The sequence below is a fragment of the Actinomycetospora straminea genome (genome assembly GCF_028737255.1).
Classification (GTDB): domain Bacteria; phylum Actinomycetota; class Actinomycetes; order Mycobacteriales; family Pseudonocardiaceae; genus Actinomycetospora; species Actinomycetospora straminea.
Genome location: NZ_JAQZAN010000020.1, coordinates 62,292 through 89,173, shown reverse-complemented (window position 1 = coordinate 89,173; position 26,882 = coordinate 62,292). Strand labels below are relative to the sequence as shown.

The 26,882-nt window shown below is 70.0% G+C and carries 27 protein-coding genes and 2 tRNA genes; 13 read left to right on the top strand and 16 right to left on the bottom strand.

Annotation, left to right across the window (positions count from 1 at the left end; translation table 11 throughout):
• Nucleotides 1-10: 10 nt before the first annotated feature.
• Both PH190_RS23880 and PH190_RS23875 read right to left on the bottom strand, forming a co-directional pair.
• Nucleotides 11-84 (bottom strand) — tRNA-Pro (locus PH190_RS23880).
• Nucleotides 85-157: 73 nt separating this feature from the next.
• Nucleotides 158-316 (bottom strand): hypothetical protein, encoded by a 159-nt coding sequence (locus PH190_RS23875; RefSeq protein ID WP_274234029.1) that lies wholly within the window; start codon nucleotides 314-316, stop codon nucleotides 158-160.
• Between the two features lie 169 nt (nucleotides 317-485).
• Here PH190_RS23875 and PH190_RS23870 point away from each other — a divergent pair.
• Nucleotides 486-559, top strand: a tRNA-Gly gene (locus tag PH190_RS23870).
• A gap of 89 nt (nucleotides 560-648) precedes the next feature.
• On the opposite strand, the gene PH190_RS23865 is transcribed toward PH190_RS23870, so the two are convergent.
• The 8 genes from PH190_RS23865 to PH190_RS23830 all read right to left on the bottom strand — a co-directional run bounded on the left by PH190_RS23865 (nucleotide 649) and on the right by PH190_RS23830 (nucleotide 6,264).
• Nucleotides 649-1,806, bottom strand: a complete 1,158-nt coding sequence (locus tag PH190_RS23865; protein ID WP_274234056.1) for a tyrosine-type recombinase/integrase — start codon at nucleotides 1,804-1,806, stop codon at nucleotides 649-651.
• The gene (locus tag PH190_RS23860; protein WP_274234028.1) at nucleotides 1,806-2,015 is read right to left on the bottom strand and encodes a helix-turn-helix domain-containing protein; all 210 of its coding nucleotides are present in this window, start codon (nucleotides 2,013-2,015) and stop codon (nucleotides 1,806-1,808) included. The genes PH190_RS23865 and PH190_RS23860 overlap by 1 nt, the downstream gene beginning before the upstream one ends.
• A 51-nt stretch (nucleotides 2,016-2,066) precedes the next feature.
• Complete coding sequence (locus PH190_RS23855) at nucleotides 2,067-3,608, bottom strand: replication initiator (protein ID WP_274234027.1); 1,542 nt, start codon at nucleotides 3,606-3,608, stop codon at nucleotides 2,067-2,069.
• Nucleotides 3,605-3,907, bottom strand: coding sequence for a hypothetical protein (locus tag PH190_RS23850; RefSeq protein WP_274234026.1), 303 nt, complete (start codon nucleotides 3,905-3,907; stop codon nucleotides 3,605-3,607). Before PH190_RS23850 ends, PH190_RS23855 begins: the two co-directional genes overlap by 4 nt.
• Nucleotides 3,904-4,788, bottom strand: a complete 885-nt coding sequence (locus PH190_RS23845) for an FtsK/SpoIIIE domain-containing protein (protein ID WP_274234025.1) — start codon at nucleotides 4,786-4,788, stop codon at nucleotides 3,904-3,906. Before PH190_RS23845 ends, PH190_RS23850 begins: the two co-directional genes overlap by 4 nt.
• Nucleotides 4,781-5,521, bottom strand: coding sequence for a hypothetical protein (locus tag PH190_RS23840; protein ID WP_274234024.1), 741 nt, complete (start codon nucleotides 5,519-5,521; stop codon nucleotides 4,781-4,783). Before PH190_RS23840 ends, PH190_RS23845 begins: the two co-directional genes overlap by 8 nt.
• A 192-nt stretch (nucleotides 5,522-5,713) precedes the next feature.
• Nucleotides 5,714-5,938, bottom strand: a complete 225-nt coding sequence (locus PH190_RS23835) for a hypothetical protein (RefSeq protein ID WP_274234023.1) — start codon at nucleotides 5,936-5,938, stop codon at nucleotides 5,714-5,716.
• The gene (locus tag PH190_RS23830; RefSeq protein ID WP_274234022.1) at nucleotides 5,935-6,264 is read right to left on the bottom strand and encodes a hypothetical protein; all 330 of its coding nucleotides are present in this window, start codon (nucleotides 6,262-6,264) and stop codon (nucleotides 5,935-5,937) included. The genes PH190_RS23835 and PH190_RS23830 overlap by 4 nt, the downstream gene beginning before the upstream one ends.
• Nucleotides 6,265-6,533: 269 nt before the next feature.
• Here PH190_RS23830 and PH190_RS23825 point away from each other — a divergent pair, with 269 nt between their 5' ends.
• The 6 genes from PH190_RS23825 (at nucleotide 6,534) to PH190_RS23800 (ending at nucleotide 12,766) form a co-directional block, all read left to right on the top strand.
• Nucleotides 6,534-7,562 carry a hypothetical protein gene (locus PH190_RS23825; protein ID WP_274234021.1) on the top strand — a complete coding sequence of 343 codons (1,029 nt, stop codon included), beginning with the start codon at nucleotides 6,534-6,536 and terminating at the stop codon, nucleotides 7,560-7,562.
• On the top strand, nucleotides 7,552-8,349 hold the full coding sequence (locus PH190_RS23820; protein WP_274234020.1) for a class I SAM-dependent methyltransferase: 798 nt from the start codon (nucleotides 7,552-7,554) through the stop codon (nucleotides 8,347-8,349). Before PH190_RS23825 ends, PH190_RS23820 begins: the two co-directional genes overlap by 11 nt.
• 1,343 nt (nucleotides 8,350-9,692) lie before the next feature.
• A complete protein-coding gene (locus tag PH190_RS23815) occupies nucleotides 9,693-10,874 on the top strand; it encodes an FmdB family zinc ribbon protein (RefSeq protein ID WP_274234019.1) in 1,182 nt (393 codons plus the stop codon).
• A gap of 721 nt (nucleotides 10,875-11,595) precedes the next feature.
• Nucleotides 11,596-12,126, top strand: a complete 531-nt coding sequence (locus PH190_RS23810) for an STAS domain-containing protein (protein ID WP_274234018.1) — start codon at nucleotides 11,596-11,598, stop codon at nucleotides 12,124-12,126.
• Between the two features lie 10 nt (nucleotides 12,127-12,136).
• Nucleotides 12,137-12,334 (top strand): hypothetical protein, encoded by a 198-nt coding sequence (locus PH190_RS23805; RefSeq protein ID WP_274234017.1) that lies wholly within the window; start codon nucleotides 12,137-12,139, stop codon nucleotides 12,332-12,334.
• Between the two features lie 105 nt (nucleotides 12,335-12,439).
• Entirely contained in the window at nucleotides 12,440-12,766 is a 327-nt protein-coding gene (locus tag PH190_RS23800; protein WP_274234016.1) for a hypothetical protein, read from the top strand.
• A gap of 767 nt (nucleotides 12,767-13,533) precedes the next feature.
• On the opposite strand, the gene PH190_RS23795 is transcribed toward PH190_RS23800, so the two are convergent.
• Complete coding sequence (locus tag PH190_RS23795; RefSeq protein ID WP_274234015.1) at nucleotides 13,534-14,091, bottom strand: hypothetical protein; 558 nt, start codon at nucleotides 14,089-14,091, stop codon at nucleotides 13,534-13,536.
• Nucleotides 14,092-14,677: 586 nt separating this feature from the next.
• Between PH190_RS23795 and PH190_RS23790 the strand changes: the two genes are divergently transcribed.
• Complete coding sequence (locus PH190_RS23790) at nucleotides 14,678-15,448, top strand: GAF and ANTAR domain-containing protein (RefSeq protein ID WP_274234014.1); 771 nt, start codon at nucleotides 14,678-14,680, stop codon at nucleotides 15,446-15,448.
• Between the two features lie 76 nt (nucleotides 15,449-15,524).
• Nucleotides 15,525-16,286: a GAF and ANTAR domain-containing protein gene (locus tag PH190_RS23785; RefSeq protein ID WP_274234013.1), complete on the top strand. Its 762-nt coding sequence runs from the start codon at nucleotides 15,525-15,527 to the stop codon at nucleotides 16,284-16,286.
• Between the two features lie 82 nt (nucleotides 16,287-16,368).
• On the opposite strand, the gene PH190_RS23780 is transcribed toward PH190_RS23785, so the two are convergent.
• From PH190_RS23780 to PH190_RS23765, 4 genes are all read right to left on the bottom strand, one after another.
• A complete protein-coding gene (locus PH190_RS23780; protein ID WP_274234012.1) occupies nucleotides 16,369-17,481 on the bottom strand; it encodes a GAF and ANTAR domain-containing protein in 1,113 nt (370 codons plus the stop codon).
• Nucleotides 17,482-17,798: 317 nt separating this feature from the next.
• Nucleotides 17,799-18,569 (bottom strand): GAF and ANTAR domain-containing protein, encoded by a 771-nt coding sequence (locus tag PH190_RS23775; RefSeq protein WP_274234011.1) that lies wholly within the window; start codon nucleotides 18,567-18,569, stop codon nucleotides 17,799-17,801.
• Nucleotides 18,570-19,307 (bottom strand): GAF and ANTAR domain-containing protein, encoded by a 738-nt coding sequence (locus PH190_RS23770; protein WP_274234010.1) that lies wholly within the window; start codon nucleotides 19,305-19,307, stop codon nucleotides 18,570-18,572.
• Nucleotides 19,308-20,702: 1,395 nt separating this feature from the next.
• Nucleotides 20,703-21,917: an MFS transporter gene (locus PH190_RS23765; RefSeq protein ID WP_274234009.1), complete on the bottom strand. Its 1,215-nt coding sequence runs from the start codon at nucleotides 21,915-21,917 to the stop codon at nucleotides 20,703-20,705.
• A gap of 72 nt (nucleotides 21,918-21,989) precedes the next feature.
• Here PH190_RS23765 and PH190_RS23760 point away from each other — a divergent pair, with 72 nt between their 5' ends.
• Together PH190_RS23760 and PH190_RS23755 are read left to right on the top strand one after the other, a co-directional pair.
• Nucleotides 21,990-22,895 carry a LysR family transcriptional regulator gene (locus PH190_RS23760; RefSeq protein ID WP_274234008.1) on the top strand — a complete coding sequence of 302 codons (906 nt, stop codon included), beginning with the start codon at nucleotides 21,990-21,992 and terminating at the stop codon, nucleotides 22,893-22,895.
• Between the two features lie 349 nt (nucleotides 22,896-23,244).
• The gene (locus PH190_RS23755) at nucleotides 23,245-24,024 is read left to right on the top strand and encodes an MIP/aquaporin family protein (RefSeq protein WP_274234007.1); all 780 of its coding nucleotides are present in this window, start codon (nucleotides 23,245-23,247) and stop codon (nucleotides 24,022-24,024) included.
• Between the two features lie 12 nt (nucleotides 24,025-24,036).
• Here the strand turns inward: PH190_RS23755 and PH190_RS23750 are convergent, their stop codons facing one another.
• Nucleotides 24,037-24,909: a helix-turn-helix transcriptional regulator gene (locus PH190_RS23750; RefSeq protein ID WP_274234006.1), complete on the bottom strand. Its 873-nt coding sequence runs from the start codon at nucleotides 24,907-24,909 to the stop codon at nucleotides 24,037-24,039.
• 201 nt (nucleotides 24,910-25,110) lie between these two features.
• Here PH190_RS23750 and PH190_RS23745 point away from each other — a divergent pair, with 201 nt between their 5' ends.
• Together PH190_RS23745 and PH190_RS23740 are read left to right on the top strand one after the other, a co-directional pair.
• Entirely contained in the window at nucleotides 25,111-25,845 is a 735-nt protein-coding gene (locus PH190_RS23745) for a DUF3159 domain-containing protein (protein WP_274234005.1), read from the top strand.
• A 42-nt stretch (nucleotides 25,846-25,887) separates the two neighbouring features.
• A complete protein-coding gene (locus PH190_RS23740; protein WP_274234004.1) occupies nucleotides 25,888-26,850 on the top strand; it encodes an SDR family oxidoreductase in 963 nt (320 codons plus the stop codon).
• Nucleotides 26,851-26,882 lie beyond the last annotated feature (32 nt).

Below are 26,882 nucleotides of genomic sequence, written 5' to 3'. Positions count from 1 at the left end.
GACCACGCGGTCGGGGTGGCGGGATTCGAACCCACGGCCCCTCGCTCCCAAAGCGAGTGCGCTACCAAGCTGCGCCACACCCCGTGGCGGCGAGTCTAGGGGCGGGGGCCGCCGACCGCGGAGGCGCCGCTGCCTCCCGGCCCGGTGATGACGGCGGTCAGTCCAGCCCGCGGACGATGTGGTCGTCCTCGACGCCCTCGACCCCGTCGATGACCTCGCGTGCGGTGTTCATCCCCGACTCCTTCCTCGTTGGCGTCCGACGTCCCCAGGGTGGTGTGGAGTAGATACCTACCGGGGCGTACTCGTAGGACGTCACGCTCGGCTGATCGTTCCAGTCGATCGGTCAAGACACGATCGGGATCGTTCAGGAGCCGGTCGCCGGGGCGTCACGTCCTCGTCGGGGCGCCGTCAGCTCGCCGGTGCCCCAGGCGGCCGAGCGGGGAGGACGCATCCGCTACGGTGGTCGCGGGCCTGATCGGCCCGCCGCGGGCGTAGCTCAATGGTAGAGCCCCAGTCTTCCAAACTGGCTACGCGGGTTCGATTCCCGTCGCCCGCTCCACAACGTCGATGCAGGTCAGCGCGATGTCGACCACCGCGGCGCACCGCGCGACCACAGTCGAGACTCCCTGCCGTGCGATTAGCGTGCAATTAGGACGCTGCCGCATCGTCGTCCTCCTCGTCGTCATCAGCCGCCCGTGACCGCTCGACATGAGCGCTCAGGCTGTCCGCGATCGCCCGGTCCCGCTCGTCGCTGGCGTGCTGGTAGATCAGCGCCGCGCGCATCGACGCATGCCCCATGCGGCGCATCAGCTCCTTGGTGCTGGCCCCGGAGATCGACGCGAGCTGGTTCCCGGTGTGCCGCAGGTCGTGGAAGTGGAACCCGGCCGGGAGCCCGACCTTGACCACCGTTTTCGTCCAGGCCGTCTCCCGGTGGAAGTTGCCACGACGCAGCGCTCCGCCTCGCGACCCCGTGAACAACAGGCCTGCGGGCCCCGGCTCGCCGAAACACTCGACGTGCTCGGCCAGCTCATCGACCAGGACGTCAGGCAGCGCCACACCCCGGACGCCGGCCTCGGACTTCGGAGGTCCGACGACCATCTCCCCGCCCTGGGTCTGCCCGAGGCTGCGGTGCACCCGCAGCACCTTGGCGGCCAGGTCCACGTCGCAGCGTCGGAGAGCGATCAGCTCACCCCACCGGAGCCCGGTGAACGCCGCGGCCAGGACCAGCGCCCGGTAGCGCCTCGGGAGCGCGGCCCGGAGGGCGAAGACCTGCGGGACCGACGCGAACGGCCGCTCTGGTGTCCGGTGCTGGCCGGCGCCCTTGATGCGACATGGGTTCCGCTTCACGCGCCCGTCGTCGACTGCCGTCGCCATCACCGCGTGCAGGAGCCGGTAGGCCTTTGCGGTCCGGTCCTCCGAGCGTCCCAACGCCAGCAGCGACGCGCGCCAGGTTCGGACTCGCTCAGTGCTCAGGTTCGCCAGCTCGACCGTGGACAGGAACGGCTCGATGTGGAGACGCCACAGGCTGGCGTACTCCTCGCGAGTTCGGCGGGAACAGCGGTGCTCGGCGATCCACTGGCGGCCGTACTCCCCCAGCTCGACCTCACCGAGGTATGGGTCGGTCCAGTCGCCGCGCAGCATCTCGCCCTCCAGCACCGAGAGCCACTGCTCGGCGTCGCGCTTGCGCTCGAAGGTCTCGGGTGCCACGCGCCGCTGGCCGTCGTCGCCGAGGTAGCTGGCCTGGTACCGGCCCGAGGGCAGCTTGCGAATCGACCCGAAGCGACGGTGACCTCTCTTGTTCGCCATCACGCCACCCCCCGTCGCACGCGCCTCGCGGTGATGGGCTCGACCCGACCGGCCTGGGCGAAGGCTTCGAGGTCGACCTCAGCCAGTCGCACGTGCCGACCGACGCGGTGGAACGCGATCCGTCGCTGCGCGATAAGGCGACGGATGAAGCGCTCGGAGGTCCCGAGGTAGTCGGCGGCGGCAGGAACTGTCAGGTACTTCTTCTCCATCTCGATCACATCGCTTCGTCGTCGGTCGGTGGGTTCAGCCTCTGGGCATCGCTACGCGCCGAGCGAGGCGAGTTCGTCGCGCGCGGCACGGCCCCTGGCGCGGGCGTTGGCCGCCGATGTGTTCGCGAGGAGGGCGTCGGCGCTGGTGTGCCAGCCGATGCCGGCGTAGGCCAGAGAGCTGACGATGATCTCGGTGGTGTCCTCGTCGTCGGACTCGTCGTCCTGGTCGGGGCGGGTGTTGTGCTGGGCGAGGCGCCAGTCGCGGCGTGCCTGCCGCAACGCTCCGAGGGTGGTGGAGTAGCGGCGGGAGCGGGTGGAGAAGTGGCCGCCGAAGCCGAGCATGTGCGCCCAGCGCTGGAGCCGGCCCCAGCCGGCGGCCCATTCCTTCGCATCCGCCTTCTCGGGTCGGGTGCCGAGGTGCCAGCACACGTCGACCTGTCGGCCGGGATGGGTGTCCAGGGCCGCGTGGGCGCGGACGGTGTCGGCGCGCAGTCGGGTGGAGGTGTGGCCGGCGAGTTCGGTGGCCTTGGTGGCGTACTTGGCGAGGTAGCCGGCCACCGCGGTGGTGGTGATCTCTCCGGCGTCGTCGAGGTCGAGCCGCGAGAGCCGGACGGGGCGGGGGTCGACCTGCTCGCCCCACGCGATCGTCCACCCCTGCTCGCGGGCCGGATGCGGCGCGGTGGTGAATTGGGTCCCGGCCACCGCATCGCGCAGGATCGTGCCGAGGTGGTTGGCGCCGACGCGAGCATCGGGCGGGATGACCGCGTCGGGGTCGCGGGGGTCGAGCCCGTCGAGGCGGAGCAGGGCGTGGAAGTGCACGGCGCCGCGGTGCTGGAACTCGGCGACCTTGGTGTAGGACAGCCGCAGCTTGATGCCGTGTCGCTTCGCGAGCGCCGAGACGGCCCGGCGGGCGGCGATCACGGTGCGGCGCCACAGCTCCCCGCTCGCCAGGTTCCACACGGCCTGGTGGGGGTGGTCGTAGCAGTCGAGGCACAGCGGCCGTCCCCGCTCGGCGGCGTCGTCGGCGTGGCGAGTGAAGCAGGCGAGCGGGTGGCCGTGGGGGCAGTGCTCGAGATCGCGGCGCGGCCGGCATGGCAGGGTGCGTCCGGCGCGGTCGGTGCGGTGGGTGTGGACCGGGCCGAAGGAGGGGGCGGTGGCGGTCAGGAACACGCACGGGTGCTCGCCCACGCTGGCGGGGACGCCTTTGCCGCCGACAAGGCCGGCGGTCACGAGTTGGTAGGTGTCGCCGCGGTAGGTCTCCGCGCAGCCCGGGCACACGGCGGCCCGTCGGTTGCCGCACGGGGTGTAGAGCACCCCGTCGGGCATGTCGGTGGTGTGCCGCTCGCCGGTGACCCGGCCCGTGGCCTGCTCGACGTGCTGGACGAGCCCGACCAGGCGGATGGGGTGCGAGCAGCCGGCGGCGCCGGCCACGTGCGCGCTCCAGGCGTCGTAGTCCCGGGCGAGGGAGGCCGCGAGCTCGTCGAACGACACCGACCCGGCAGCCTTGGCGAGACGGCGAGCGGCGAGCTCGTCGACCGTCAGGCCCGTCGGCCGCGTGATGTGCGCTGTGGTCGGCGCGGTGGCTGTGGTCATCGTCGGCCCCAGCGGGAGGTGTCGATGCTGGGGTCGCGGCTGGCGAGGTAGCGGGCGTTGGCCCGCAGGTCGCGGCCGAGCAGGTCCGCCTCGTCCGGGGAGAGGATCACTTCCACGGTGGTGTCGGGCAGGACCGTGAGGCGGACGACGAGCACGATCGCGGCGGCGTCCATGACCGAGGCGATGTTGGCCGCGCAGAGCCGGAACAGCTGCGGTCGCCCGTCGTCGGCCGGGTCGGCGTCGAGGGCGAGCTGCACGGGTCCACGGTCGGAAGCCGCGCGGTCGGCGGGGGCGTTCATGGCGTGCTCCCGGCGCGCAGGGCGGCGGCGCGGTCGGCGAGGGCGTAGACCTGCTCGTCGGACAGGTAAGCGGACTTGATCCGGCGGGGCTCGCCGCCCTCGGCGAGCAGGAGCCCGACGCCCTTGTCTTCCGGGGCGATGGCGGCGGCGGTGTGCCCGCGGGTGGCCCAGCCGGCGCCGAGCACGATGTCTGAGCTGCTGTCGGTGGTGCAGCGGAACGCCCACCGGTAGCCGAACAGGTCCCGCAGGCTGGTGGGGATGATGTCCGAGCTGGGGCGCTGGGTGGCGGCGATGACGATGATCCCGGCGGCTCGACCGCGGGCGACGAGGTCGCGCACGAGCACCGAGAAGGTCTCACGCTGGGTCTTGGTGCCGACGGTCGCGGAGTAGTAGGCGACCTCGTCGAACACCCCGACGACGGGACGGAACCCGTGGGCGGCGTCGCCGGGGGTGATCTTGCGTCGGCGTTGGGCATCGAGCAGGTCGTAGCGTCGGTCCATCTCGGCCTGGAGGTCCTGGCAGGCGGTGATGGCGTCGTCGAGGTCGGGGCCGATGAACCGTTCGGCGCAGGTGCGCCAGAGGCCGAGTTCGACGAGCTTGCCGTCGAAGAGCCATAGGTCGCAGTCGGTCGACAGGGCGGCGTGCCCGACCGGCAGGTTCAGCCCGACCGACTTGCCGGCGCCGGGCTCCCCGGCGAGCAGCATGTTGCGGTAGGCCAGCGTGACGCGCACCGGGTGGCTGTGTTCGTCGACCCCGAGGTGGATCGGGTCCCAGATCGACAGCGCGGAGGGCTCCGGGGCCTCGTCGCACAGGGCGGCGGGGGTGCGGATCGCGTAGAGCCAGTCGCGCAGCAGGACGCGCAGGTGGGTCGGCTCAGACATAGTCCGACCAGTCCCCGCCACGGTCGGGCACCACGGCCCGCTCGTTCTCCGCGCGGTCGGAGTGCTCGGGCTGTGCGGGCTCGGGGTGGTCAATGACCACGGGGACGTCGTCGCGTTCGTCGAGCGTGGACCGCGAGACCGGCACGCCGTTGGTGGCACCCGTGCGGGTGCCGGAGTGATGCTGGTTGGCCGGCTTCGGCGGGACGATCACGGTGCCGCGCGGGGGCGCCTGGCCGGTGGTGGCGGTCCAGTCGTCCAGCTCGGAGGCGATCAGGTCGCGGGCGAGCGGGTCGCGGCGGATCACGTCGACCCGCACCAGGGCGGTCATCCGGCGGGTCGGCGTCACGCGGGCGTCGCGGGCGAAGCAGCCGGAGGCGATCCACTCGATCTGATCCTCGACGTCGGAGGGGCTGATCCCGGCGCGCAGGAGCAGCCAGACGGTCTCGCCGACCTCGGTGGGGTGCGACCAGAGGAACAGTGGGGCGTGGCGGGAGAAGTTCAGGCAGCGGCGTTCGACGAGGACCTGACGCAGCCGATGCCTGGTCATCACTGCCGACGCGCGGCGGGAGACGAATCGGCGCAGGGCGGGCACCGCGAGCAGCACGGCCACGGTCACGGCGACGACCGCGGAGGCCGCCGCGGGTGGAAGCCAGGAGTAGGCGGCAGCGAGGAGCGCGAACCCGAGCGCCAGGGCGAGCAGTTCCGCGCGCAGCCGGATCAGAAGCCCGGCCACGCGAGCGGCGGGATGGATGGCCGGGGCGGTGATTAGTTCGAAGCCGTCGGTCCGCGCGACGCGGATCGACCGGCGGGACGTGGGGCGGGACGTAGTGCGAGCCATGAGGACACTCCGGGAAGAAGCTGAGCAACGGGGAGGGAAGGGGGTCGGGACTGCGGGGAAGCCAGCCCCGACTCCCAATGCGAGCGGTCAGTCGGGCCAGGCCAGGGCGGCGCAGATGCCCGCGCAGGCGAAGACCTGCGATCCGGTGTCGGTCGAGATGCCGACCGGGACATGCGGCACGGCGGGGTCCGGGACGCTGGGGTGCAGGTAGTTGGTCTCGCACATCACGCACTCCAGGCCGTCCGCCTGAGCGATGTTGAGGCCAGACCAGCGCTGCTCGCGCTGCTCTGACTTGGTCGGGAAGCGGATCACGCCGCACCGCCCTTGCCGGTCGCCGCCGGGACGGTCTCGATGGCGTCGGCCTTGAACGACACCCCGGAACGACCGTCCTGCTGCCAGGGGATCGCGATGAGGTTGCGAGGGCGGACCTCGTCACCGACGTTGACCTCGGGCACGCCCGCCGTCACGCAGTTCAGGACCTCGGCCCCCTCGGGGCCGATCTTGACCAGCTGCGTGGTCGACAGCCCGATCCCCGTGACGCGGTCGGTGCGCTGGCGGCCCTGCATGTCGGTCTTCGGCTTCGGCTCCGAGCCGACGCTGTAGCGGTCCTGCGAGATGTCCACTCTGATTGCTGCCATGACGGCGGTCCTCCAGGGACTCGGAGCGCGTTTCCCGATCTCTTCGGGGCGCTGTGACCACTGTCAAAGAATCGTCGGCAGTTGTCGCGTACCATTTTGTACGCGCAGTTGCGTTGACTGCGAGCCAGGCACTTGCGTGCACACAAGTAGCCTTGTTTCCTGCGGACTGCTTGCGTAGACTCAATTGCGTTGCAGCCCCAACTAAGGTGGCGGATATGCCGGTTGCGCCGAAGTCCCTTGCGAGGATCGCCGAGCCCTCAGGCTTCGGCATGGCCGACGTCGCCTTCCTCGCCGGCCTCGACGAGAGCACCGTCAGTCGGCTCTGGGACGACCCCGAGTGGCTCGACCGGATCAAGGGCCGCTCGCTGCAAGCCCTGGTCAGCGTGCTCCCAGGAGTCGGTGAGTATGTCCTTGGCTTCTCGCTCGCGGACCGGCGGACCCGACTGGCCGACCAGCTCGACGGGCGCAGCGTGCAGGTCGACCAGGAGGCTTTCCGCCGTCTCGTCCAAGAGCGACGCATCCCCGAGCAGTACCTGAGCAACGCCCTCGACACGGCCGCGTGCGTACTCGACGGCGACGTCCGAAAAGCAGCTTCGCATCTTGCGCGATTCTGGGGACGTCGACAGGACTACGCGCTCGGCTTCGTGTTCGGGACCAATGATTCTGACTCACTTCTCGTCGACCCCGCACCGCTCGTAACTGCTGCGATTGACATGGTCGATGGCCTCGCGGCTCGCGAGAACTCATTTCACGCGATGGTCGCGCAGGCAAACTTGCTGCACCACATCACCCGAGCCACGGGCGAGATCGTGTCCGCCGTCAGCGAGCGCGACATCACCCGCAGCACGGCACTGGCGTTCCGTAGCTCGGTGATCGGGGAGATCATGGCGACCGACGACCTCGACGTGGCCGAGCGCTACGGCCGCGTCGTGCAGTCCTCGCACCTCGCCGCCTTGGTCGAAGGGTGGGCGTTCCCGACCTACACCCACGACGCGAAGCCGACGCCCGACTTCTCCCTGCCGCGGTCGGTGCTCCTGCGTCACACCGCCGAGGAGGTCCTGCGCGAGATCGACAGCTACAACGAGGCGTACCTGTTCTACCTCGCCGAGACCTCGATCCCGATGATTCTGCGCACCGATCCGACGTTCGGGCTCCAGCGCGACGACCTCCGCCGCCGGCTTCGCACCCGGGCCGAGGCCACAGACCAGGCCAGGACCGCCGCCGCGTGCGCGGCTATCCTGCGCGAGCTTGACGACACCCCCGGCACCTTGGGAGACCCCGTTGACAGTGGGTGGTGACATCACCGACACCTACGCCAGCAACGCCGAGTTCTGGGTCCGGATCATCCGTGAGCAGCTCGACCGCTACCGGACCGAGCTCACAGACGCCGCAGTCCTCGCCGCTCTAGGCGACGTCAACGGCGCCCGGGTGCTCGACGGTGGTTGCGGTGAGGGCTATCTGGGCCGAGCCCTTGCCGAACGCGGCGCGCAGGTAACCGGCATCGACACCTCCGCCGCCCTCATCGAGTCCGCAAGGCAGCATCCCGACGCCCAACGGCGAGGCATCCGCTACGCGGTCGCCAGCCTCGAAGCGATCCCCGAAGCCGACGGCACGTTCGACGCCGCAGTCTGTAACCACGTCATCAGCGACGTCGCCGACCCGGCCGCCGCTCTGAAAGAGCTGGGCCGCGTGCTCCGCCCCGGGGGCCAGCTCGTGCTACTCATGCTGCACCCGTGCTTCTACACAGCACACGCCGAGCGCGACGCTACCGGGACCATCCCGGTCACCACCTACTTCTCCGAGCGCCATGTCGACCAGACCTTCAAGGTCGCAGGCATCGAGTCGCCGGACGAAGTCCACATGCGCTTCCGGCCCCTGGAGTTCTACACCCGTTGCATTATCGATGCCGGCTTTGTCATCGCTGCGCTCGAGGAACCCCATCCCAGCGCTGACCTTCTTGCGACAGACGAGTGGTGGCGTAAGAATTTCGTTAAGCCCCTTTTTATGCTCATACTCGCCGAAGCACGTGGAAGCGATTACGCCCGTGGAGACTCGCAAACTTCCCTAGGGCCTACTGTCTCCTAGCGACCTATGCGCCACCGACCCGCACGGCAAGACAGCGATGACCGCTGGTTAGCGGACCGTAAGAAGAATCACGCAAGCGCAGACAATCGAGCGACATAAGGGTATCCCGAGTGAGAGTGCTGAGCGACGAGAAACTTAATGGAACAGTAGCCGTTCAGCGAACGCTCTCACCCCGTGTAATCGCAAACTACGTAAACACGCAAAGCTATGCGAGTTGCTTGCGAGCCATCGAGCTGTCCTGCAACACGTGGGGCGGAGCGCAGCATCCGATCATTCCGGTCGACGATTCCGGCCAAGCAGTCGATTCAGCATGGCAAGCATTCGTCGACGCGACCTACGTAGATCAGGTGCAAACTCATGGGATTGAGTGGGAGATGCCGCAGGGCTGGCTTCCGCCGCGGTCGGAAAAGACCGGAGTTCCTATGTCACCGTACGGGAGGCGCTCCCTTACCCTCGCCGCGCTGGACCTTGCTCCGGGTGAGCACAACTGGCCAGTCGCACTTATAGGGAACAGTCTTCCCGTTGAAGATCCATGGCACCTTGCATACTCCGCCTGCTGGGGCCGACTTCCCGATCGACTTGACGAGCAGGATGCCAGAACGGCTGGCATCAGGCCGGACGCCTCCTACGGTGATGTCCTGGCCTTTGAGCACGCTGCTGACCAACTATCTGGTGCCGACTTGCTTCAGAGCCTGAGACTGCAGTCCTCTGCAACAGCTTGCGCTCTCAGCACAGCCCTGCTTTCGGTCTACAGCGCCGCGCTCGGTAGTCACTTCGAGGATCGACCTCTATTCCCTCGTGACAACGAGCTTGCGTCCGACATCGGACCTAATGTCGTTGTTATCTATACACCCGGCAATGTAGCCGACCTTTGCCTTCTCTGGAACCTGAGAGCGATTCACGGGCTGCCGCAAGGCCTGCCACTCGGAATACCGGTTGGCGCCAATATCACGGAGGTCGTAGAGGACTGGGTAAGCAAGAACGCGCCGAGGTGGTGGGGTTTCCGGACCAACTATATAGCGCTCGTTAGCACATCGGTTAGTAGAGAACGGCTCGCCGAAGCGGCCGCTGCCGGCCCATTGCTCCAGGCGCACGACTGGCGCTCAGTACTTCAACCGATCTCTGGGCCAGGGGTCGTCTCAAGTGGAACAGCGACTTTTACTGATGGCGTTGGCAGCGTTCCGGCGGCTGCAGACGGAGAGCAGAGTCAGCTCGGCGCAGAGCTCCGTCGCACCTTTGGCGGGTCGCTAAATTTGACTGTCGAGGTCGCGGATTTAACGCTACCTCCTAGCACCACCTTGTCCTTCGCCCGGGTGGCAACACCTCGCTACGCGCGAGGATGCGTGATCGCTTCCTCGGACCGCAAAGGGTTTGCCAGCATCCCCTACCCGACTCCTAGAGACGTTCTTTGCGCTATCGCGACCGATCGCGGGCTGCGGTGCTCACCAAGCGCGCCAGGTGCTTTGGCGGAGCGCTTCTTAGGACAAATCGGCGGACTGGATGAGATTGATTGGCTCAAGAGTCCGGCCATCCCGATTCTTCTCGACGAGCTGACGGCTCGCCGGGGGCTTCGATTCATCAAGCGACGTCTCGGCCAGTTCGCCGATGATGTCGCCTCTCGACTTAACATTCCTGCAGACGCCATCGACCGAGACTATCTCAATTCTCTCTTTCGCGACAGCCTTGGCACTGTCGATCCTGATGACCTCTCGAGCCTCGTCTTTGGACGGATCAAACGGTCTTTCGCTGATGCTCAGGCAGCGGAGACGTGGCTTAGCTGGGCGGAACGCACCAAAATTGTTCGACGTGGCATAGTAGTCAAATGCTCGCACTGCGGGACGGAGGGCGAACAATGGCGACCTATGGCCGACCTCGCTCCACCGATCTCTTGCCGTAGTTGCGGAGAGAACATTGTCAAACCCTTCGGTTTCGACACCCTCAACTTCCGATACCAAGGATCGGGCTTGCTCACAGCTGTCATGAGCGCTGACCTCTTGACTCCGATGCTGGCTCAATCCTTCATGCATAAACTCTTTGCGAAGTCCGTATTCGGCTCTTATCCCGGCATCGAGTTCTGGGACGATCCAGCAAACAAGCTGCCTGAACTCGACGTGGTCCTACTTCTTCGTGATGGCCGTCTGATCGTGGGCGAATGCAAGAACAGCGCGTCCGGGCTCCGCGAGGAGGACCTCACGAAGCTATGGACGGTTGCTGACCGGCTCGACGCCGCCATGACGTTTGTCGCGACCTTAGACGAAGCTGACGAGTGTGGCGATCTCTGGTGGACAGATGCTCCATCCACTCGGAAGCACGTAACCCTTACAGCGGAGCACCTCTACGAACTTGATCCAATTGCGGTACTCGGCGATGATCCTCTCGCGAAACGCTCGCGCTATCGTGCTCGCGGCCCTGCCCGTGACGCCACGCGCGGAGAGCTGATCTCCGAACATTCGAAGCACCTCAAGGATCGAAGGCAGGATTTCGTCCGCACGATAGCGATTCCTTGGCGCGAGGAAGAACCCTGATGGCAGACCATGCTGCGTTGCTGGTGAGGACTTTCTTTACGTCTTCAAGCCGGCCCTGACGGACCGGACCGGGCGGCCTCGCAGCCGGCCCGCCTCTACCTTCGGCCCGGCGGCCGGCGCGGGCACGCCCGGCCACACCCGTAGACCAGCAGTAGACGCGTAAGCCTCACTGGACGCGAGGCAGCTCATGGCCGCGCGGCCGAGATCAAGAACGATCGAACCGCCTGCGGCGGAGAGGTCTGTCGGCCCCGGAGCGTCACACGGACGCCCTCCCGATCAAGGGTGCAGCGCATCGCTACGCGACAGCCGGTCCACCACGATGTCAAGCACACACAGCAGCTGGGACGGGGACGCGGTGGACCGTCCGCCCTTGATCGCGAGCCTCCGCGTCCGTGCTCAGGCGCTCCAAGCGTGGCGGGGGCAGCGCCCGCCACCCCGACCGGGGCCGACAGACCCCCGGGCACCTGCTCGCGATGCACGCCGCCACTCGGCCTCTGACCCGCATCACTCGCCGACGCACCTTGTGCGCGCACAGGAGCGCATGACATCGTCATCGTCAGCTGCGGGCATCACCATCGGTCATCAAGGCTGGCGGTCTTCGGTAGTACGGCCCCAAGGGGAGCATCGGGCACCCCTAGAGAGTCGCCGGTCCTCCACCACCATGGTTGATGTTGCATGGTCTCGTCATGGCCGCCCTCGCGTGGACGGTCGGTGGTGAGCGATGACCACGCCGGACAATGTGCCCCCGAGGTCGTATGCGAGCGCGCACCTGCGCGTCGACGGCCTCGGGGACGACCTGGCCGCAGCCTCGCTGCGCGGGACGGCCGAGGGCCTGTTGTCCTGCGGCGTCGTCGAGCTGACAGTCGACCTGTCGGCCCTCGATGACGCCTACCCCAGTTTCGTCAACACCCTCGCCAAGCTGACGGCAGCATCCCGGGCGCAAGGCTGCGAACTGTTCCTCGTCGGGCTGCACCGTCCCGCGGTGGTCGCGGCCCTCGACGAAGCACCACTCGACGAGTTGTTCGTCGTTTATCAGGCCGCGTGCCACCACAACACCGCCGCGACCACCACCGCCCCGATCCGGTCGCAGAGCCCGGTTCGCGTGGGTGCCCGCGCCAGCGCGAATGACGACATCGGCGTTGGCTCAGGGTCCGGTTGCGTCCGCCCTGCTTCAGGGGGCCGTGGCGGACTCAACCGGCGCTCCCCGACACGCTCGCGCCGACCACGATTCGAACGCTCTGTTCATGAATGAGGAGGCGGGAATGGCCAGCGCCGACAACGCAGAGGTCGCCCAATGGGTGGATCGCGATCGTCTCGTCGAGCTCCATGTTCTGGCCGCCAACGGTGACACGACCGCGGCAGCCCACGCGAACAAGTGGATGGCCGACGACCCCGTCGCCCGACGCATGTGGGACAGCGTGGCACATACCTGCGATGAGCTCGGCGCGTCGTCGGCCTGAATCGCTCGCCTGATCGCCGGTCTCCCTGAATGGGCACTCTGGTCGCTTGCCGACGAGGGTTCCCGCACCGGGCCACAGCGGCGCTCCTGCCTCCTCAGGAGAACCATGATCCGCCAGAACCCGTCCGAACTGCAAGAACGGCGGGACATCTGTCAGGCCGAGTTTCTGCTCGCGTTGGCGTCGGGGCTCGGTCGGGACGCGAGTGTCGAGGCGTTGAGATACCGCGCCGCATTAGAAGGATTGTCTCTGCACGCGGCAGCGCTCGGGGTCCTCTCGAACGAACCGACGGAGCACCTGCTGATCGAGTCGCCGCCGCTGCCCGAGCAACGGCCGCTGCGCCGGCACCTGTACGCGCTCCGACCGCTGGCGGAGGACACAGCGACAATGACGACCACGAGCGACCCCCGGCCCGGTCGACATCGACGCCGCTGAGGGTTGCTCCCGCCGTCCGATCCGTGCGCCACTGCCGTTCGGGCAGCCAGAGAGGACCGACATGTCCTGCAAGAATCCGCATGAGCGGCAAGACGAGCGTGACGTCGAACGGGCGGCGAGGATGATAGCCGACGCCCACGGACTGACAGGTGCCCAAGGCTTGCAGGCCCTCGGAGCCCGCGCCGCGCACGCCGGTATCTCGCTACACGCTGCCGCGCTCGCCGCGGTGTCGACCAGCCCCCGGCGACGAACGCTCGTAGGGAGAGCTGGACCCCAAGGATTGTGGAGCAATCGAACGTAAGTTCGGACGTCCCTGGCACGAGTGCACCGCTTTGGATCGATCTCGTCACGGTCGTCCCGTCTCCGGCTGCGGGCCCGGCGCCGCGTCCTTCCGTGCACACTGACTGCGCGGGTTCGATTCCCGTCGCCCGCTCCACATCGTTCGCGCGGGTCAGCGCGGTGTCGGCCACGGCAGGCCACCGATGCCGCCGCATAGTCGCACCTCGGGTGTGTCATCCTGGACGCGGTGCCCGAGACCCCGGTGCCACGTAATCCGGTGGACGTGCCGGACCCGTCCGGGGGCTCGTCGTACGCAAGATCGACGTGGAGGCGGCAGGCACGACCACCTGGGTTGCCCGGCCCGGGTACACCAAGGCTGCTCGGGTCGGGCGCCCACCCGATGGGGCGCCAGGGACGACGTCGCTGCCAAGACGAGGCTGGTTCCGCGTCTCTCCGCTTCCCGCTCGGCCGTCTGGGGCGGCGGCGGCTCATTCGCGATGACGACCCCGGAGCAGGTGAAGGTCCGCCGACGCGCGTCCCTGGACGGGGCTCCGGCCGCTGCCCCTCGATGCGGCCGGCGCCGAGGTCCCGCGGCCACGAGCCCTTTCCTCCGCTGTCCCGCCCCATGACGGGTCGCCGCCATCTCTAGGCTGCTCGGATTCCGACACGGTTGTAGGTGGAGACACGCGCGGTCGCCGCAGCTCACCGATGACGACCTGCAGGTCGTGCAGCTGCGTGATCGGCTCGTGGGCCATGGCGTCCAAAAACTGCGCTGCCCGCACGCCTACGACATCGACGGGACAACCCTCCGGCGTGGGCCAACGACCGCGAACGGCGACCAACTCGAACAGCGCCTCACGATCGCAGGAACGCACGGCCCGGATGTCGAGCACGATCAGGGCGACACCAGTGGCCTCGGCCTCGGCGATGGCGCCGGCGATCTTTGGCCACTCCCAGCCATACAGGTCGCCGGACACCACGAGGACGGCTTGGCGGCCCCCGCCGGGCCAGGACGGAGTAGCAGTGCTGCACACGCTGATCGTCATCCCGGTTCCCCCGTCTACTCGCGTCTCTCAGCGACACCGGGGGCCGGGGTGTCTTCCGCACTCACGTCGCTGGTCAGCGTTGCGTGACGCGGGCTACGCGCACCGTAGCGTCCGACAGCACGCAGCGACAGGCCCTGACACACGCTCGGGAGCGTCATCGCCACCAACGGTGCTTTGACCGCTGCACCGCCTCGAAGGACCGTTGTGTGCTGGCTCGAATGACCTTGCGACCTCGTCCCCCCGCGAGGTTCGTCGCTGAGCGGGGCAGGACGGCCCGGACCCCGCCATCCCCGCCTGAGATGGTCTGGGCCGTTCTCCTACGCGATCGGACGGCGCTGGTGATGAGGTCAGTCGACCGGTCGAACTCGCGGTCGGCGGGTATACGGTGGTCCTCCCGGACATGCCGTCGCTCGTGGGCTGTGCGGGCTCGATCTGGACCCTGTCGGGCGCGGTGACGCGTGGCTCGTCGCCGCCACGACCGCCCGGGAGGTCCGACCGTGGTTTCCTCGACATCGGTGCCGATGCGTCGACTCCCCCTCCGTGCGGTGCCAGCCGCCCGGCCCGTGTCCAGGGGAGGTGGACAGCGGTGGTCAACCAGGTCCAGCTGATGCAGACGCTGGCCGCAGCGGTTGACGCCGGTGGGCCGGCCGCGCCGCTGGCGATCTGCCGATCCGCCGCCGAATGGCTCCCGATGGGCGGGGTCGCGATCGCCATGATGAGCGCACAGGACGGTGCGCAGGAGCCCGTGTGCGCCACGGACACCACTGCGGCCAGGATCGATGATCTCCAGTTCACCCTGGGCGAGGGGCCGTGTTTGGAGTCGTTCACCAGCGGTCGCGCCGTGCTCGTCGACGACATCGCCGACCCCTCCGAGGCTCGTTGGCCAATCTTCACGGCCGCCGCCGCCGAGACGGGCGCTCGCGGGATGTTTGTGTTCCCGCTCCACCTCGGCGCCGCTCGGATCGGAGTTCTGGACTGCTACCGCGATACGCCCGGCGGGCTGGACGACCGAGAAATCATCGGTGCCCTGCACGCCGCTGACGCCGCGGTCTGGGTGTTGCTCGACCGTATCGGGCAGCGGACGATCAGCGCCGAACCCTCGACAGGCGGGACCTCCGGCAGGGACTGGTTCGACGGCTCGGCTCTCACCCGCGCGGAGGTTCATCAGGCCACTGGCATGCTGCTCGCTCAGTTCGGGTCCACGGCGACCGAGGCACTGGCCCGGCTGCGCGGGGCCGCTTTCGCCTCCGGCCGACCCATCGGCGAGGTCGCCAAGGACGTGCTTGCACGGCGGTTGCGCCTGAGCCCCGACGGGACCTGGCGATCCGAGCCGCCCCATGATCCACCGCTCACGTAACCCGACCGCCCCCGGGCGAGGAGCCCGATTCCCACCCGCGGTCTACCAAGACGGCCGGGTCCGAGGAGAGAACACCATGACCACACCACCGCAGGGGCGCGAACAGCTCCTTGTTGAGACCTTCGTCCGCCTGGCCGACACCCTCGTCGCCGACTACGACGTGATCGACCTGTTCCACCAGCTCTGCGCCGACTGCATCGATCTGCTCGCCGTCGACGCCGCCGGACTCCTCATCACCGATCAGCGCGACAGCCTCCAGGTCGTGTCCGCCTCCACCGAAGCGACCCACCTGCTCGAGCTGTTCCAGCTCCAAGCCGACCAAGGACCCTGCCTAGATTGCTTCCACACCTCCGCGCAGGTCCACGCCCCCGAGCTGCGCGCCGAGACCCGCTGGCCGCGGTTCACCGCCCACGCCATCGAGTACGGGTTCGCCGCCGTGCACGCCCTCCCGATGCGCCTTCGCGGCCTGACCATCGGGGCCGTGAACCTCTTCCACCGACGCGCCGTTGCCATGACGCCGGATCAGCTCGGAGTGAGCCAGGCTCTCGCCGACGTCGCCACCATCGCCATCCTCACCGACCGCGGCACCCGCGAACGCGACCAGCTCACCGAGCAGCTTCAGGCAGCGCTCACCAGCCGCGTCGTCATCGAGCAGGCCAAGGGCGTGCTCGGCGAGCGCGGCACGATCGGGCTTGACGACGCGTTCTCACGCATGCGCGACCGCGCGCGAGCCACCAACCAACGCCTCACCGACCTCGCCCGCGGGGTCGTCGACGGCACCCTCGACACCGACACACTGCTCCGCTCCTCGCGGTCCGACCGACGACCACAAGATTAACGCCGACGGGAGCGAGCGACAGCATTGGTCTGCTCGACGGCCCAATTCGGGTGCTCTGACGGCCCCACATTGCGATCGCCGGTCACGACACGACTCCTCGCATTTCGACGAGCCATGCGGCTACGTCGCGTAGCTTCAGGTTGGCGTGTTGCGATGCCTCGACCAACCTCGTGAAGGCCTGGTCGGCATCGATATTGTCGCGGAGCATGAGCATGCCTTTGGCTTGGCCGATCAGGTCGCGGGACTCCACCGCGCCCAGGAGAGCAGCTATTCGACGAGATCCAGACAGGGACACCCCGGCCAGCTCCGCCAGATACTCCACTGCCTCACGATCGGAGTGGTGGATTCCTCGGGCCGACCGGCTGTAGGCAACAAGGGCCCCTCGATGCCTGTCTGTCCGCTCGGCGAACGGACAGATCAGGACGCTCCGCCAGCCTTGACGTCCCATCGTCTTCGCGATCTCGGGCCACCGACCGGCCTCCGGCATCTCCGAAACATTGATGACCACTTGGCCTGCTAGCGCGTCCTGGCAGGGGCCGCGCCCGGTCGTGTTCTCCACCTCGATGACCTGGGCCAGTGGCGGTTCACCCGCCACCAACTCGAGAGCGCCGGCCTCGCTACCACCCACCCGCAGGGCACAGACGCCGACAACTGCGGCTCCGGGAACCATCTCGCGAAGGCCGTCCGCCAGCAACTGGTACAGACGGTCGAGATCGTGGGTCTGCTTCAGAGCTCGTGCTGCGGCCCCGAACCGGTGCAGGTGATCACCCCCGACGGAGTGGACCTCGTTCGGGCGGCTTGCAGAGAGCCGACCGATCGACTTGCCACACGTGTGAGTCGAAACCCGGCGAGCTTCATCGGCCATCTGCCGCGCCTTGGCCCGGAGGCGGTTGAGATCAGCACGCATCTCGCGCGCCCATTCACGCGAGATTGATATTCGCGCCGAGTGGATCGCGCGATTCTCAGTGGCTGCCGGCGTATCGCCGGACAGAGCGGCTGCCGAGCGCTGCTCGTTCGCGTCGAGCGGCTCCAACTCTTCGAGCCGCTCCGCGACCTCGGAGAGCAGCTCCACTACGTCGAACAACCCGCTCTCGATGCCCAACCCGTCTGCCCCCTGCGCACTCTCCAACATGAGGTTGAACAGTCCGGGCGGACGATAGATCGACGATCGACCATCCCGGCACGGCACGGCCACGTCTTGACCGTGCGACGTCCTCCAGCCAAGCACGAAAACCTCGGGCGCAACAGATCGCCCGTGGTCTCAGCGGGCCCGGAGGAGGAGCGAGCTGCACGCAGGGCGGATGCCGCTCGCCGAAGAGGACCATTGAGCAGATCACCGGGCTGCTGACCATGCGCCGGTTCGACAGGTGGCTCCAGGACTCACCGACGCGGCCAACGAACCTGAGCACCGCGGATGTGCGCCCAGGAGGTCTCACCAGGTGGCCAGATCGTGCCGTCCGCCGGGTTGGCCGATCCCAAATGCACGCATGCAGCGGCGGCGCCCGGTGCGCATCAGAGGCGTCCGGCCGTGGTCCCGCCGAGGATTTCTGCCATGGTCTTCTGACTTACGCGGCGGGCGGCGATGTCCTCAGCGAGCCCGCTGAGGCGCAGCCGGTGGTGGCGGGCGTACTTGCGCAGGCGGTCGAACGCCGTAGTCATGTCCAGCCCGCCACGTTCGGCGAGGACCCCCTTGGCCTGCTCGATGACGATCCTGCTGTCCAGCGCCAGCTGAAGCTGGGCGGTGACATCGCGGCGCGAGACGCTCGCCTGGTTCTGCAACACGCTGATGGTGGCGACGTCGGCGAGGGCCTGGGCGGCGAGCACGTCGGCGGCGGGAAGGTCACCGGGGGAGGCGGTGAACAGGTTGAGCGCGCCGATCGTCTGCCGCCTCAGCCGCATCGGGATGGCGTGCACGGCCCGGAAGCCCGCGTCGAGCGCTCGGGGCGCGAACCCGGGCCAGCGGGCCGTGGCCTCCACCAGGTCCGGCTCGCTGACCCGGCGGCTGGACCGGAGGCACTCCAGGCAGGGGCCCTCGTCCGCTTGGAGCTCGAACAGCTCGACCAACCGGGTTTCCTCGGTCGAGGCCGCCACGACGCGTGGACGATACCGCCCGTCGGCGAGCAGCAGACCGGCGGTGTCGACCGCGAACAGCGCCACACAGTCCGCGGTCAGCTCGACCATGAGGTCGATGACGTCAAAATCGTCGACCAGGGTGTCGGCCAGGCGCACCAGAGCATCGGTGAGCGCGGCCTCCCGCGGTGCGCCCTGCGGCTGACCGCTCATTTAGTTCCCCTCCTCGGAGAAGCGCAGACGCCGTGCCACGACGTCACGAGCCACGTCGGCGAGCGGGCGGTCGTGCAGGAAAGCATGGCCCCGCAACCGGGCCAGCGCCGCGTCGACGGGGACATCGAGCTGGGCGACGATCATCCCGGTCGCCTGGTGGACCTCGACGTGCTCGAGCGGAGCCTCCGGCAACCATCGAGCCGGGTCGTCGTCGCCGTCCGGCGGCGCGTCGTCCTCCCGGCCCCTGCCACCATCGTGCAGGCCAATCAGGGCCCAGAAGGTGGCGTCGGCGGCCCGGCGCACTGCGGCCATGTCGTCGGCCTCGAGAAATCCGGGGCGGTCCCGGTAGAAGTCGATGACCCCGATCCGTTCCTGCTGTGCGCGCAACGGCAGTGCCATCAGCGCGCGCGCCGAGGTGTCGCGGGCGGCCGCGGCGAACGCCGGCCACCGATCATCCCGTGCATCGGCCACGTCGGCCACCAGCACGACGTGCTGGGTCACGAACGCATCCACACACGGGCCCTCCCCGAGGCGGAACTGTAGTTCGTCGATCCGCGCGGCCACCTCGTCGGACGCCCACAGCGGCTGCTGACGATCGGGCCCGGCCATCAGCGTGATACCCCCACCGGAGACGGGCAGCCGCGCCACGCACAGCTCGACGATGCGCTGGGGCCCGTCGGTGCCGCCCTGGGTCACGACCACGGCGAGCTCACGCTCGAATGTCCTCAGGTCACCCACGACTGTCCCGGTTGCTCACCGGCGTCACCCGCGAGGCAACGACGGTGCCCGCCGATCTCCACAGCCCTCAGACTCCATACGACGCTGGTGGTATCACGCCCCATCGTTGCCCGGCAAAGGCAGGCGGGTGAGACCGGGCGCCACCAGGGGCCGGGGTGACGCCGCGGTGTGCCACCGCGCCCCTGCGCTGGCTGGTCAACATCTGGGCGGCGGCCGCCCCCGAAACCGTACCGGCCTTCACGGCCACCGGCTACCCACGGAGCGGTCCGCCGAATAGCGCAGCGAAAGGCCCGTCCCTGCGTTTCTCGTCAACGACGAGCTGTGCTCGCGGTGCGTCTCGATCACCACGTGAGCCAGCGCACCGGCCACGAGCCCTGGCCCGACCCTGCCCGCCCGGCTCGGCGCACCCCTGTGGCGAAAGAGCAGCACGGAAGCGGTGGCCGGGTAGTCCATGGGCGCTACCCGGGGACTCAATGGCCGTCCCGTGGCCGTCGGACGCGTCACTGTTACTGCTGGGGTGAGGACAGCCCAGACCAGCGCGGCGGGGGGACAGCGGGGTCTGGGCTGTCCTCAGGTGGCTCACACGCCGTTCCGTGCCGGGGCAGGGCGGACGGCGCACGTTGCGAGCCGACAGTGGATGGTCCTCTGGTTACGCCAGCGGCTCAAGACGCAGAGGGAGAATCTGTGCCCCTCATGGTGAGGCGCTCGCCGCGTGCTCGCGTACGACTACGGCCATCAGGAACCCAGTTGCCTGTCAGGTCGGTCGGGCTAAGCCATAGGACGTCCATGGAAGAGCACCTCATCGACGACGTCGGCGATGCGGCGGCACGACGACCTCGGTCGCCGCTATGGCACCAAGTGAAATTGCGGCGGTCGACATGGGTCACTGCCGCAGGAGCGTGGCGCGTCCCGCCCCCGTTCCGAGGCCGCAACCCCCTTCGACAAGCACTTCCCCAGTGGCCACGATGTCGTTGTCAAAGATCATCTCCTGCAGCCGTACGACACCGTGCGCCAACCAACCCGGTTCGCTGCTCACTCGGAGCGTGCGCGGAGCACGAGCGACGGTTCAGGCCACCACGGGATAGCACTCTCGGGCACGGACGTGCAGGTCAGACGGGCGGTGGCAACACCCGCCGACCTTGCCGACGGCCGCCGAGAGGCATTGATACGGTAGCGCTCCGCCCGAGGTGGATCATGGAGTTGTCAAGGATCATGCCGCCCGCGGCCTCGCGTGCGATTAGCGTGCGATTGGGCGAGGTCAACCGGGGCCAGCACGGACACCAGCTGCCGCGTTCCGGTCGAGGTCACCGCTTGTGACCGCTCCCCTGGCGCGGCCTTCCAAACTGGCTACGCGGGTTCGATTCCCGTCGCCCGCTCCACAGCAAACACCGCAGGTCAACGGGTCGCCGATGCCGCGGCCCGGTGGTTGTCGACGCCCGATACGACGATCATGACCGCGGTGAGCGCGAGCGTCGCGACGGCGATGGTCGACAGGGCCGCGTCGAGGGGCAGCAAGGTCGTCAGGACACCGACCAGGAGGGTCGGGAGCCCGGCGCCCAGGTAGAAGGCGGAGTAGACCGCGGCGGCCGTGCGGCTGGCCCGCTCCGGCGGGGCCGTCGTGGCGACGACTGTGGTCGCCCCGCCGTAGAGCAGCCCGTTGGCCAGGCCCGCGACGACGCACGCCGTCACGATCGCGGCGAGGGAGTCCACGGCGGGGGCGAGGACCACCAGCGACACGGCCAGGGCGACCAGACCCACGAGCTGGGAGCGACGGGGGCCCAGTCGGCCGACCACCGCCACCGTCAGCGTGGACCAGAGCAGCAGCGCGCCGGCGAGGGCCCCGCCCCAGAGCGGATCCCCGAGGCCGAGGAAGCGCTCGGCGACCGAGGAGATGAGCCCGAGGAAGAGTCCGACCACGGCCCAGCCGAGGAAGCCGTTCACGGCGGCGACGACGAGAGCCCGCCGCGCGGTGCCGGTCGCGGGCGGGTCGCCCTCGGTGTCCGGCGCCGGGACGTCAGCGGGCCCGGGATCCCGCACGCTGCCGAGGCCGACGAACACGACGGCGAGCAGCACCAGGTCCACGCCGAAGGGCAGGAGGCCGGGCGTCGGGCCGTACGCGGTGAGCGCGCCCCCGAGGACCGGACCCGCCCCCGTTCCTAGGATGAACACCACCGCCGACACGGCACCCGCGCGCACCTTGTCCGCGCCACTGGTCGCGACCGCGACCCCGGCTCCGGTGATGACGGCGAGCGCGATGCCGTAGGCGACGCGACCGAGGACCAGCCAGCCGGTGCTCGGCGCGAGGGCGAGCGCGAGCGACCCCGCGGCGGCGAGCACGATGCCGCAGCGCATGACGCGGCGGGGGGACAGCCGGTCCCCCAGGGGTCCGAGCAGGAAGACCGCGGGGACGCTGACCAGGGGGTAGACCGCGTAGACGGCGGTCAGGGTCACGTCGGAGAAGCCGAGCTGTGCCTGGTACGCGGGGTAGAGCGGGCTCGGGATGCCGGCGCCGGCGGCCCCGAGGGCGAGCAGCGCGAGCGCCCACGCCCGCGCGGATCGGGAGGGCGGCCCGGTCGAGGCGTCCGTCCCGGGGGGTGCAGCAGCGGTCATGACCTCGACGATGCGCATCCTGATCGTTCAGCACCAGCGCACGTTTCTTCATGCAGCGCGTAGCATCACTACATGATCGATCCGAGGTTGAGGACGCTCCAGCTCGTGGCCCACCACCGCTCGGTCAGCGCGGCCGCGAGGGCGTTGCACTTCACGTCGTCCGCGGTGTCCCAGCAGCTGCGCGGGCTCTCCGACGAGCTCGGGGTGGCGCTGGTGCGCCAGGTCGGGCGGCGCATGGAGCCCACGGCGGCGGGCCACGTCCTGCTGCGCCACGCCGAGGCACTGCACGCCCTCGCCGAGATCGCACGCGCCGAGCTGGCCGGCGCCGAGGACACCCCGGGCACGATCGGGCTGTGCGGGTTCTCGACCGCCGCGACGAGGCTCCTCGTCCCCACGGCGGCGGCACTGCGCGAGCGCTTCCCCGCGCTGGCGATCCAGGTCGTCGAGGCCGAGCCGGCGCGCTGCATCGACCTGCTGCTGGCCGGCGACTGCGACCTCGCGCTGCTCGTGGTCGACGACCGCGTCCCGCCCGCGACCGACCAGCGCTTCGAGCAGCACCCCGTGCTCGACGACCCGATCGACCTCGCCGTCCCGGTCGGGCACCCCCTCACCACCCGGTCCGAGGTGTCGCTGCGCGACGCGGCCGCCGAGCCCTTCATCACCTGCCGGCCCGACAGCGCGTACCACCGGCTCACCCTCGCCGCGTGCCAGGCCGCCGGCTTCCGACCGTTCGTCGCCCACTACGCCGACGAGTGGGACACCGGGACAGCGCTGGTCGCCCACGGCTTCGGCATCTTCATGCTCCCCCGCCTGGCCCCGGTGCACCCGGGCACCGACATCGTGCGCCTGCGCCTGGGCGGACCCGCGGCCCCCGTCCGGCGGATCGTCGCCGTGACGCGCGCGGGCGGCGCCGCCCAGAAGGTGATCAGCCACGCGCTGGACTCGATCACGGGCATCGCCGCATCGATCGCGGGATGACCCGTCGGTCCGCGCGGGGAGGGTCCGGTGGGTCGCGCTGGTGGAGGCGGACGTGGGTGAGCGCGCGTGGCGAGCGGGCCAGCGCCTCGCGCAGGTGCCTGTCCGGCACGGTCCCACGGGCCGCCGTGGTGGTCGCCGACCGGAGGGATGGCCGGCCGACCACCGGCTCGGGCGACTAGTCGATGCTCACGGGACTCACCTCGGTTGCGCGTGCGGAGGAGGGAGCACACGGGCCGCGGGTGCTCCGTGTCGGGGTTCCGGGTGCGGCCGGTGGGGTAACGCGGTGCGGCAGTCGGTCGAGCAGGTGCCGACGCGAGTCCGTCGCCACCGTCGTCCCAGGGGGACCGTCATGACCACCACCGCCGACCGCACCACCGACCGGGCCCCGGGCAGCAGCTCCGGGAGCCGCGGGCTCTACGGCAGCCGCACCGGCGTCAACATGGCCGCGGCGAGCGCCGCGGAGCTCGTCGGCACCGCGATCCTCGTCCTCGGCGGCACCGCGGTGGCCACGGCCGCCTCGCTCGCGAAGCCCGTGGCCGGCGCCGCCTACGACTCGCTGGCCACCCCGCTGGCCTTCGGCATCGTGCTGCTGGCCGTGGTAGCGGCCATCGGCCACGTCTCGGGCGCCCACGTGAACCCGGCGGTGACGCTCGGGCTCGCGGTCACCGGGAAGTTCCCTTGGCGCTACGTGCCGGCCTACCTCGTGGCGCAGCTCGTCGGCGCCGTGCTCGGCGCGCTCGGGACCTGGGTCGCGTTCGGCGCCCCGGGCCGCGACCAGGCGTCGCTGGCGGCCACCGCGCCGACGCCGGGCGTCGGACCGCTGCAGGGCCTCGCGGTCGAGGCGATCGTGACGTTCGTGCTGGTGTTCGTGATCATCTCGGTGGCCACCGACGACCGCGTCGCGGACAGCGTCGCCCCCATCGCCGTCGGCGCCGCCCTCGCGGTCGGGGTCTTCGTCGCCGGCCCGATCACCGGCGGGGCCGTCAACCCGGTGCGCGCGCTCGGCCCCGAGATCGTCGCCGGCTCGTTCTCGTACTGGTGGATCTACCTGGTCGGGCCGATCGTCGGCGGCATCGTCGCGGCCGTGGCCTACGACAAGCTGATCAGCAAAGGCGACGCCCCGTCCTGACCGGCGACCGGCTCAGGCGTGTCCCGACGCCTGGGCCGGCAGGTCGGCCCCGACCCGCTGGGCCCCGATGACCGCGAGGAGCTGGAGCTTCTCGTAGCTCTCGCTGCCCGGGACGGCGGTGTAGACGAACAGCCGGTGCGACTGGTCGGGGTCGAGCAGCGTCTGGCAGTTCAGCGTCAGCGTCCCCAGCTCGGGGTGGACGAGGCGCTTGGTGTCGGCCGGGTGCAGGCCGACCTCGTGGTCGTCCCACAGCCGGCGGAACTCCTCGCTCTCGGCGAGCAGGAGGTCGACGAACCGGGCGGCCCGGGAGCCTGGCCCGCGCATCGTCGCGATCTGGCGCAGGCCCGCGGCGTACATCCGGGAGAGGAACGCGTGGTCCTCGGGCGCGTAGAGCGCGCGCGTGGCCGGTTCGGTGAACCACCGGTAGCCGCGGCTGCGCGCCGGGCCGGTGTAGTGGGTCGTGTCGCCGGTGAGCGCGACGCCCATGGGGCTCTGGCGCAGGGTCTCGCCGAGCTCGGTGACGATCTCGGCGGGCGTGTCGGCGAGCCGGTCGAGGATGCGCAGCAGCCCGGGGCTGATGTGCTCGCTCGCCGCGCCGCGGGCCGGCGGCTGGTGCCCGGCGAGCCGGAACAGGTGGTCGCGCTCGTCGATCGACAGGTGCAGGCCCTGCGCGATCGACGCGATCATCTGCTCGGACGGCTGCGGGCCGCGCTCGCGCTCGAGGCGCGCGTAGTAGTCGGTCGACATGTGGCAGAGGGCGGCCACCTCCTCGCGGCGCAGCCCGGTGGTGCGCCGGCGCTGCCCGCGCGGCAGGCCGACGTCCTCGGGCTGCAGCGACTCGCGACGGCGCCGGAGGAACGCCGCCAGCCCGGCCCGGTCGATCATGGGTACCGCCCTCTCCTCGGTGCTCCCCCGTTCCTACCGGCGCGGGCACCGGGCAGCCACGGATCGTCGATCCCCCCTTCGGTGAGCCGGAGGAGTGCGGTGGAGCGGTCCCGTCAGCCACGGATCGGCAGGCCGTGGTTGTCGCCCCGGCGAGGGGTGAGTGTCGACGGCGTCCACCCCCGACGCCCCAGGAGCGCTCCCATGACGAACGACCTCGCGGCCGCCCCGACCGAGCAGTTCGCCACCGCTCGACCCGTCGACGACCAGCCCGGCGACGAGCTCGACGACCAGCCCGCCGACCGGCAGGCCGACGAGCCCGACGACGACCAGCCGACGACGCTGTCCGCGGCGCTGCGCCGGAGCCTCGCGCGCTCCGGGGGCATGACGGGCATCCTCGTCGCCGGCCTGCCCGCGATCGCGTTCGTCGCCGCCGACGCCGTGGGCGGGCTGACCTGGGCGTTCATCGCCCTCGCCGTCGCCGCGCCCGTGGCGTTCGGCGTGCGGCTGGCCCGCCGGGAGTCGCTGCGGGGCGCGCTCATCGGCCTCGCCGTCGCCGGCGTCTGCGCGGGCATCGCCGCCTTCTCCGGCGAGGCGCGGGCCTTCTTCCTGCTGCCGACCCTCATCCCGGCGGTGCTCGGCGTGGTCTTCCTCGGCTCGGTCCTCGTGCGCCGGCCGATCACCGGCATGATCTTCAACCGCCTCGTCGGCGGCCCCGCGGACTGGCGCGAGCACCCCCGCCTGATGCGCGTCTACACCCTCAGCACGCTCGCCGCCGTCGCCTTCCACGCCGTGAACCTCGTCGCCCGCGGGTTCGCCTACCTCGCCGACCAACCGGCCGTCCTCGCCGCCCTCGGCGTCGCCGCCGCGCCCGTCTTCGCCCTCATCGCCGCCGTGACCCTCGTCGCCGCCCGCCGCGCGATCACGGCCGCCCCGTAGCGCCCCGGTCACCAGCCCCGACCCACCCCTCCAGGAGGAGCCATGTCCCGCACGCCCTTCACCGTCCCCGACCTCACCGGCCGCCGCGCCGTCGTCACCGGCGCCAGCGACGGCATCGGCCTCGGGATCGCCCGACGATTGGCCGCCGCCGGCGCCGAGGTGGTGCTGCCGGTCCGCAACCCGCGCAAGGGCGAGGCGGCGATCAGCGCCATCCGCGAGCAGGTCCCCGGCGCCGCGGTGTCGCTGCGCGAGCTCGACCTGTCCTCGCTCGCCTCGATTGCCGCGCTCGGTGCCGCGATGCGCGCGGAGGACCGCCCGATCCACCTGCTCATCAACAACGCCGGCGTCATGACCCCGCCCGGGCGGCAGACCACCGTCGACGGCTTCGAGCTGCAGTGGGGCACCAACCACCTCGGCCACGTCGCCCTCGTGGCCCAACTCCTGCCGCTGCTGCGCGCCGGCCGTGGCCGGGTGACCTCGCAGCTCAGCATCGCCGCCCGCGCCGGGTCGATCGACTGGGACGACCTGAACGCCGAGCGCTCCTACGACGGGATGCGCGCCTACCGCCGGTCGAAGATCGCGTTCGGGCTCTTCGCGCTCGAGCTCGACCGCCGCAGCCGCGCCGGCGGGTGGGGCATCACGAGCAACGCCTCGCACCCCGGCATCGCGCCGTCGAACCTGCTCATGGCGCGCCCCGAGCTCGGGCGGGCCGAGGCCGTCCGCGGCCGCAAGGTCATCGGCTTCCTGTCCCGCCACGGCATCCTCGCCGGCACCGTCGAGAGCGCCGGGCTCCCCGCCCTCTACGCCGCGACGTCGCCGCAGGCCCGCAGCGGGCACTTCTACGGACCCCAGGGGATCGGCGGCCTCGGCGGCCCGCCCGGCGAGCAGAAGTCGTGGCCGACGCTGCGCAGCATCGACGAGGCCGAGCGGGTGTGGCAGGTGTCGCAGGAGATGACGGGGGTGTCGTTCCCCGCGACGACCCCGCCGGTGGCGCCGCGCGCCTGACGACCGAGGGCGCCCGCGGCCGGCCGGCCGCG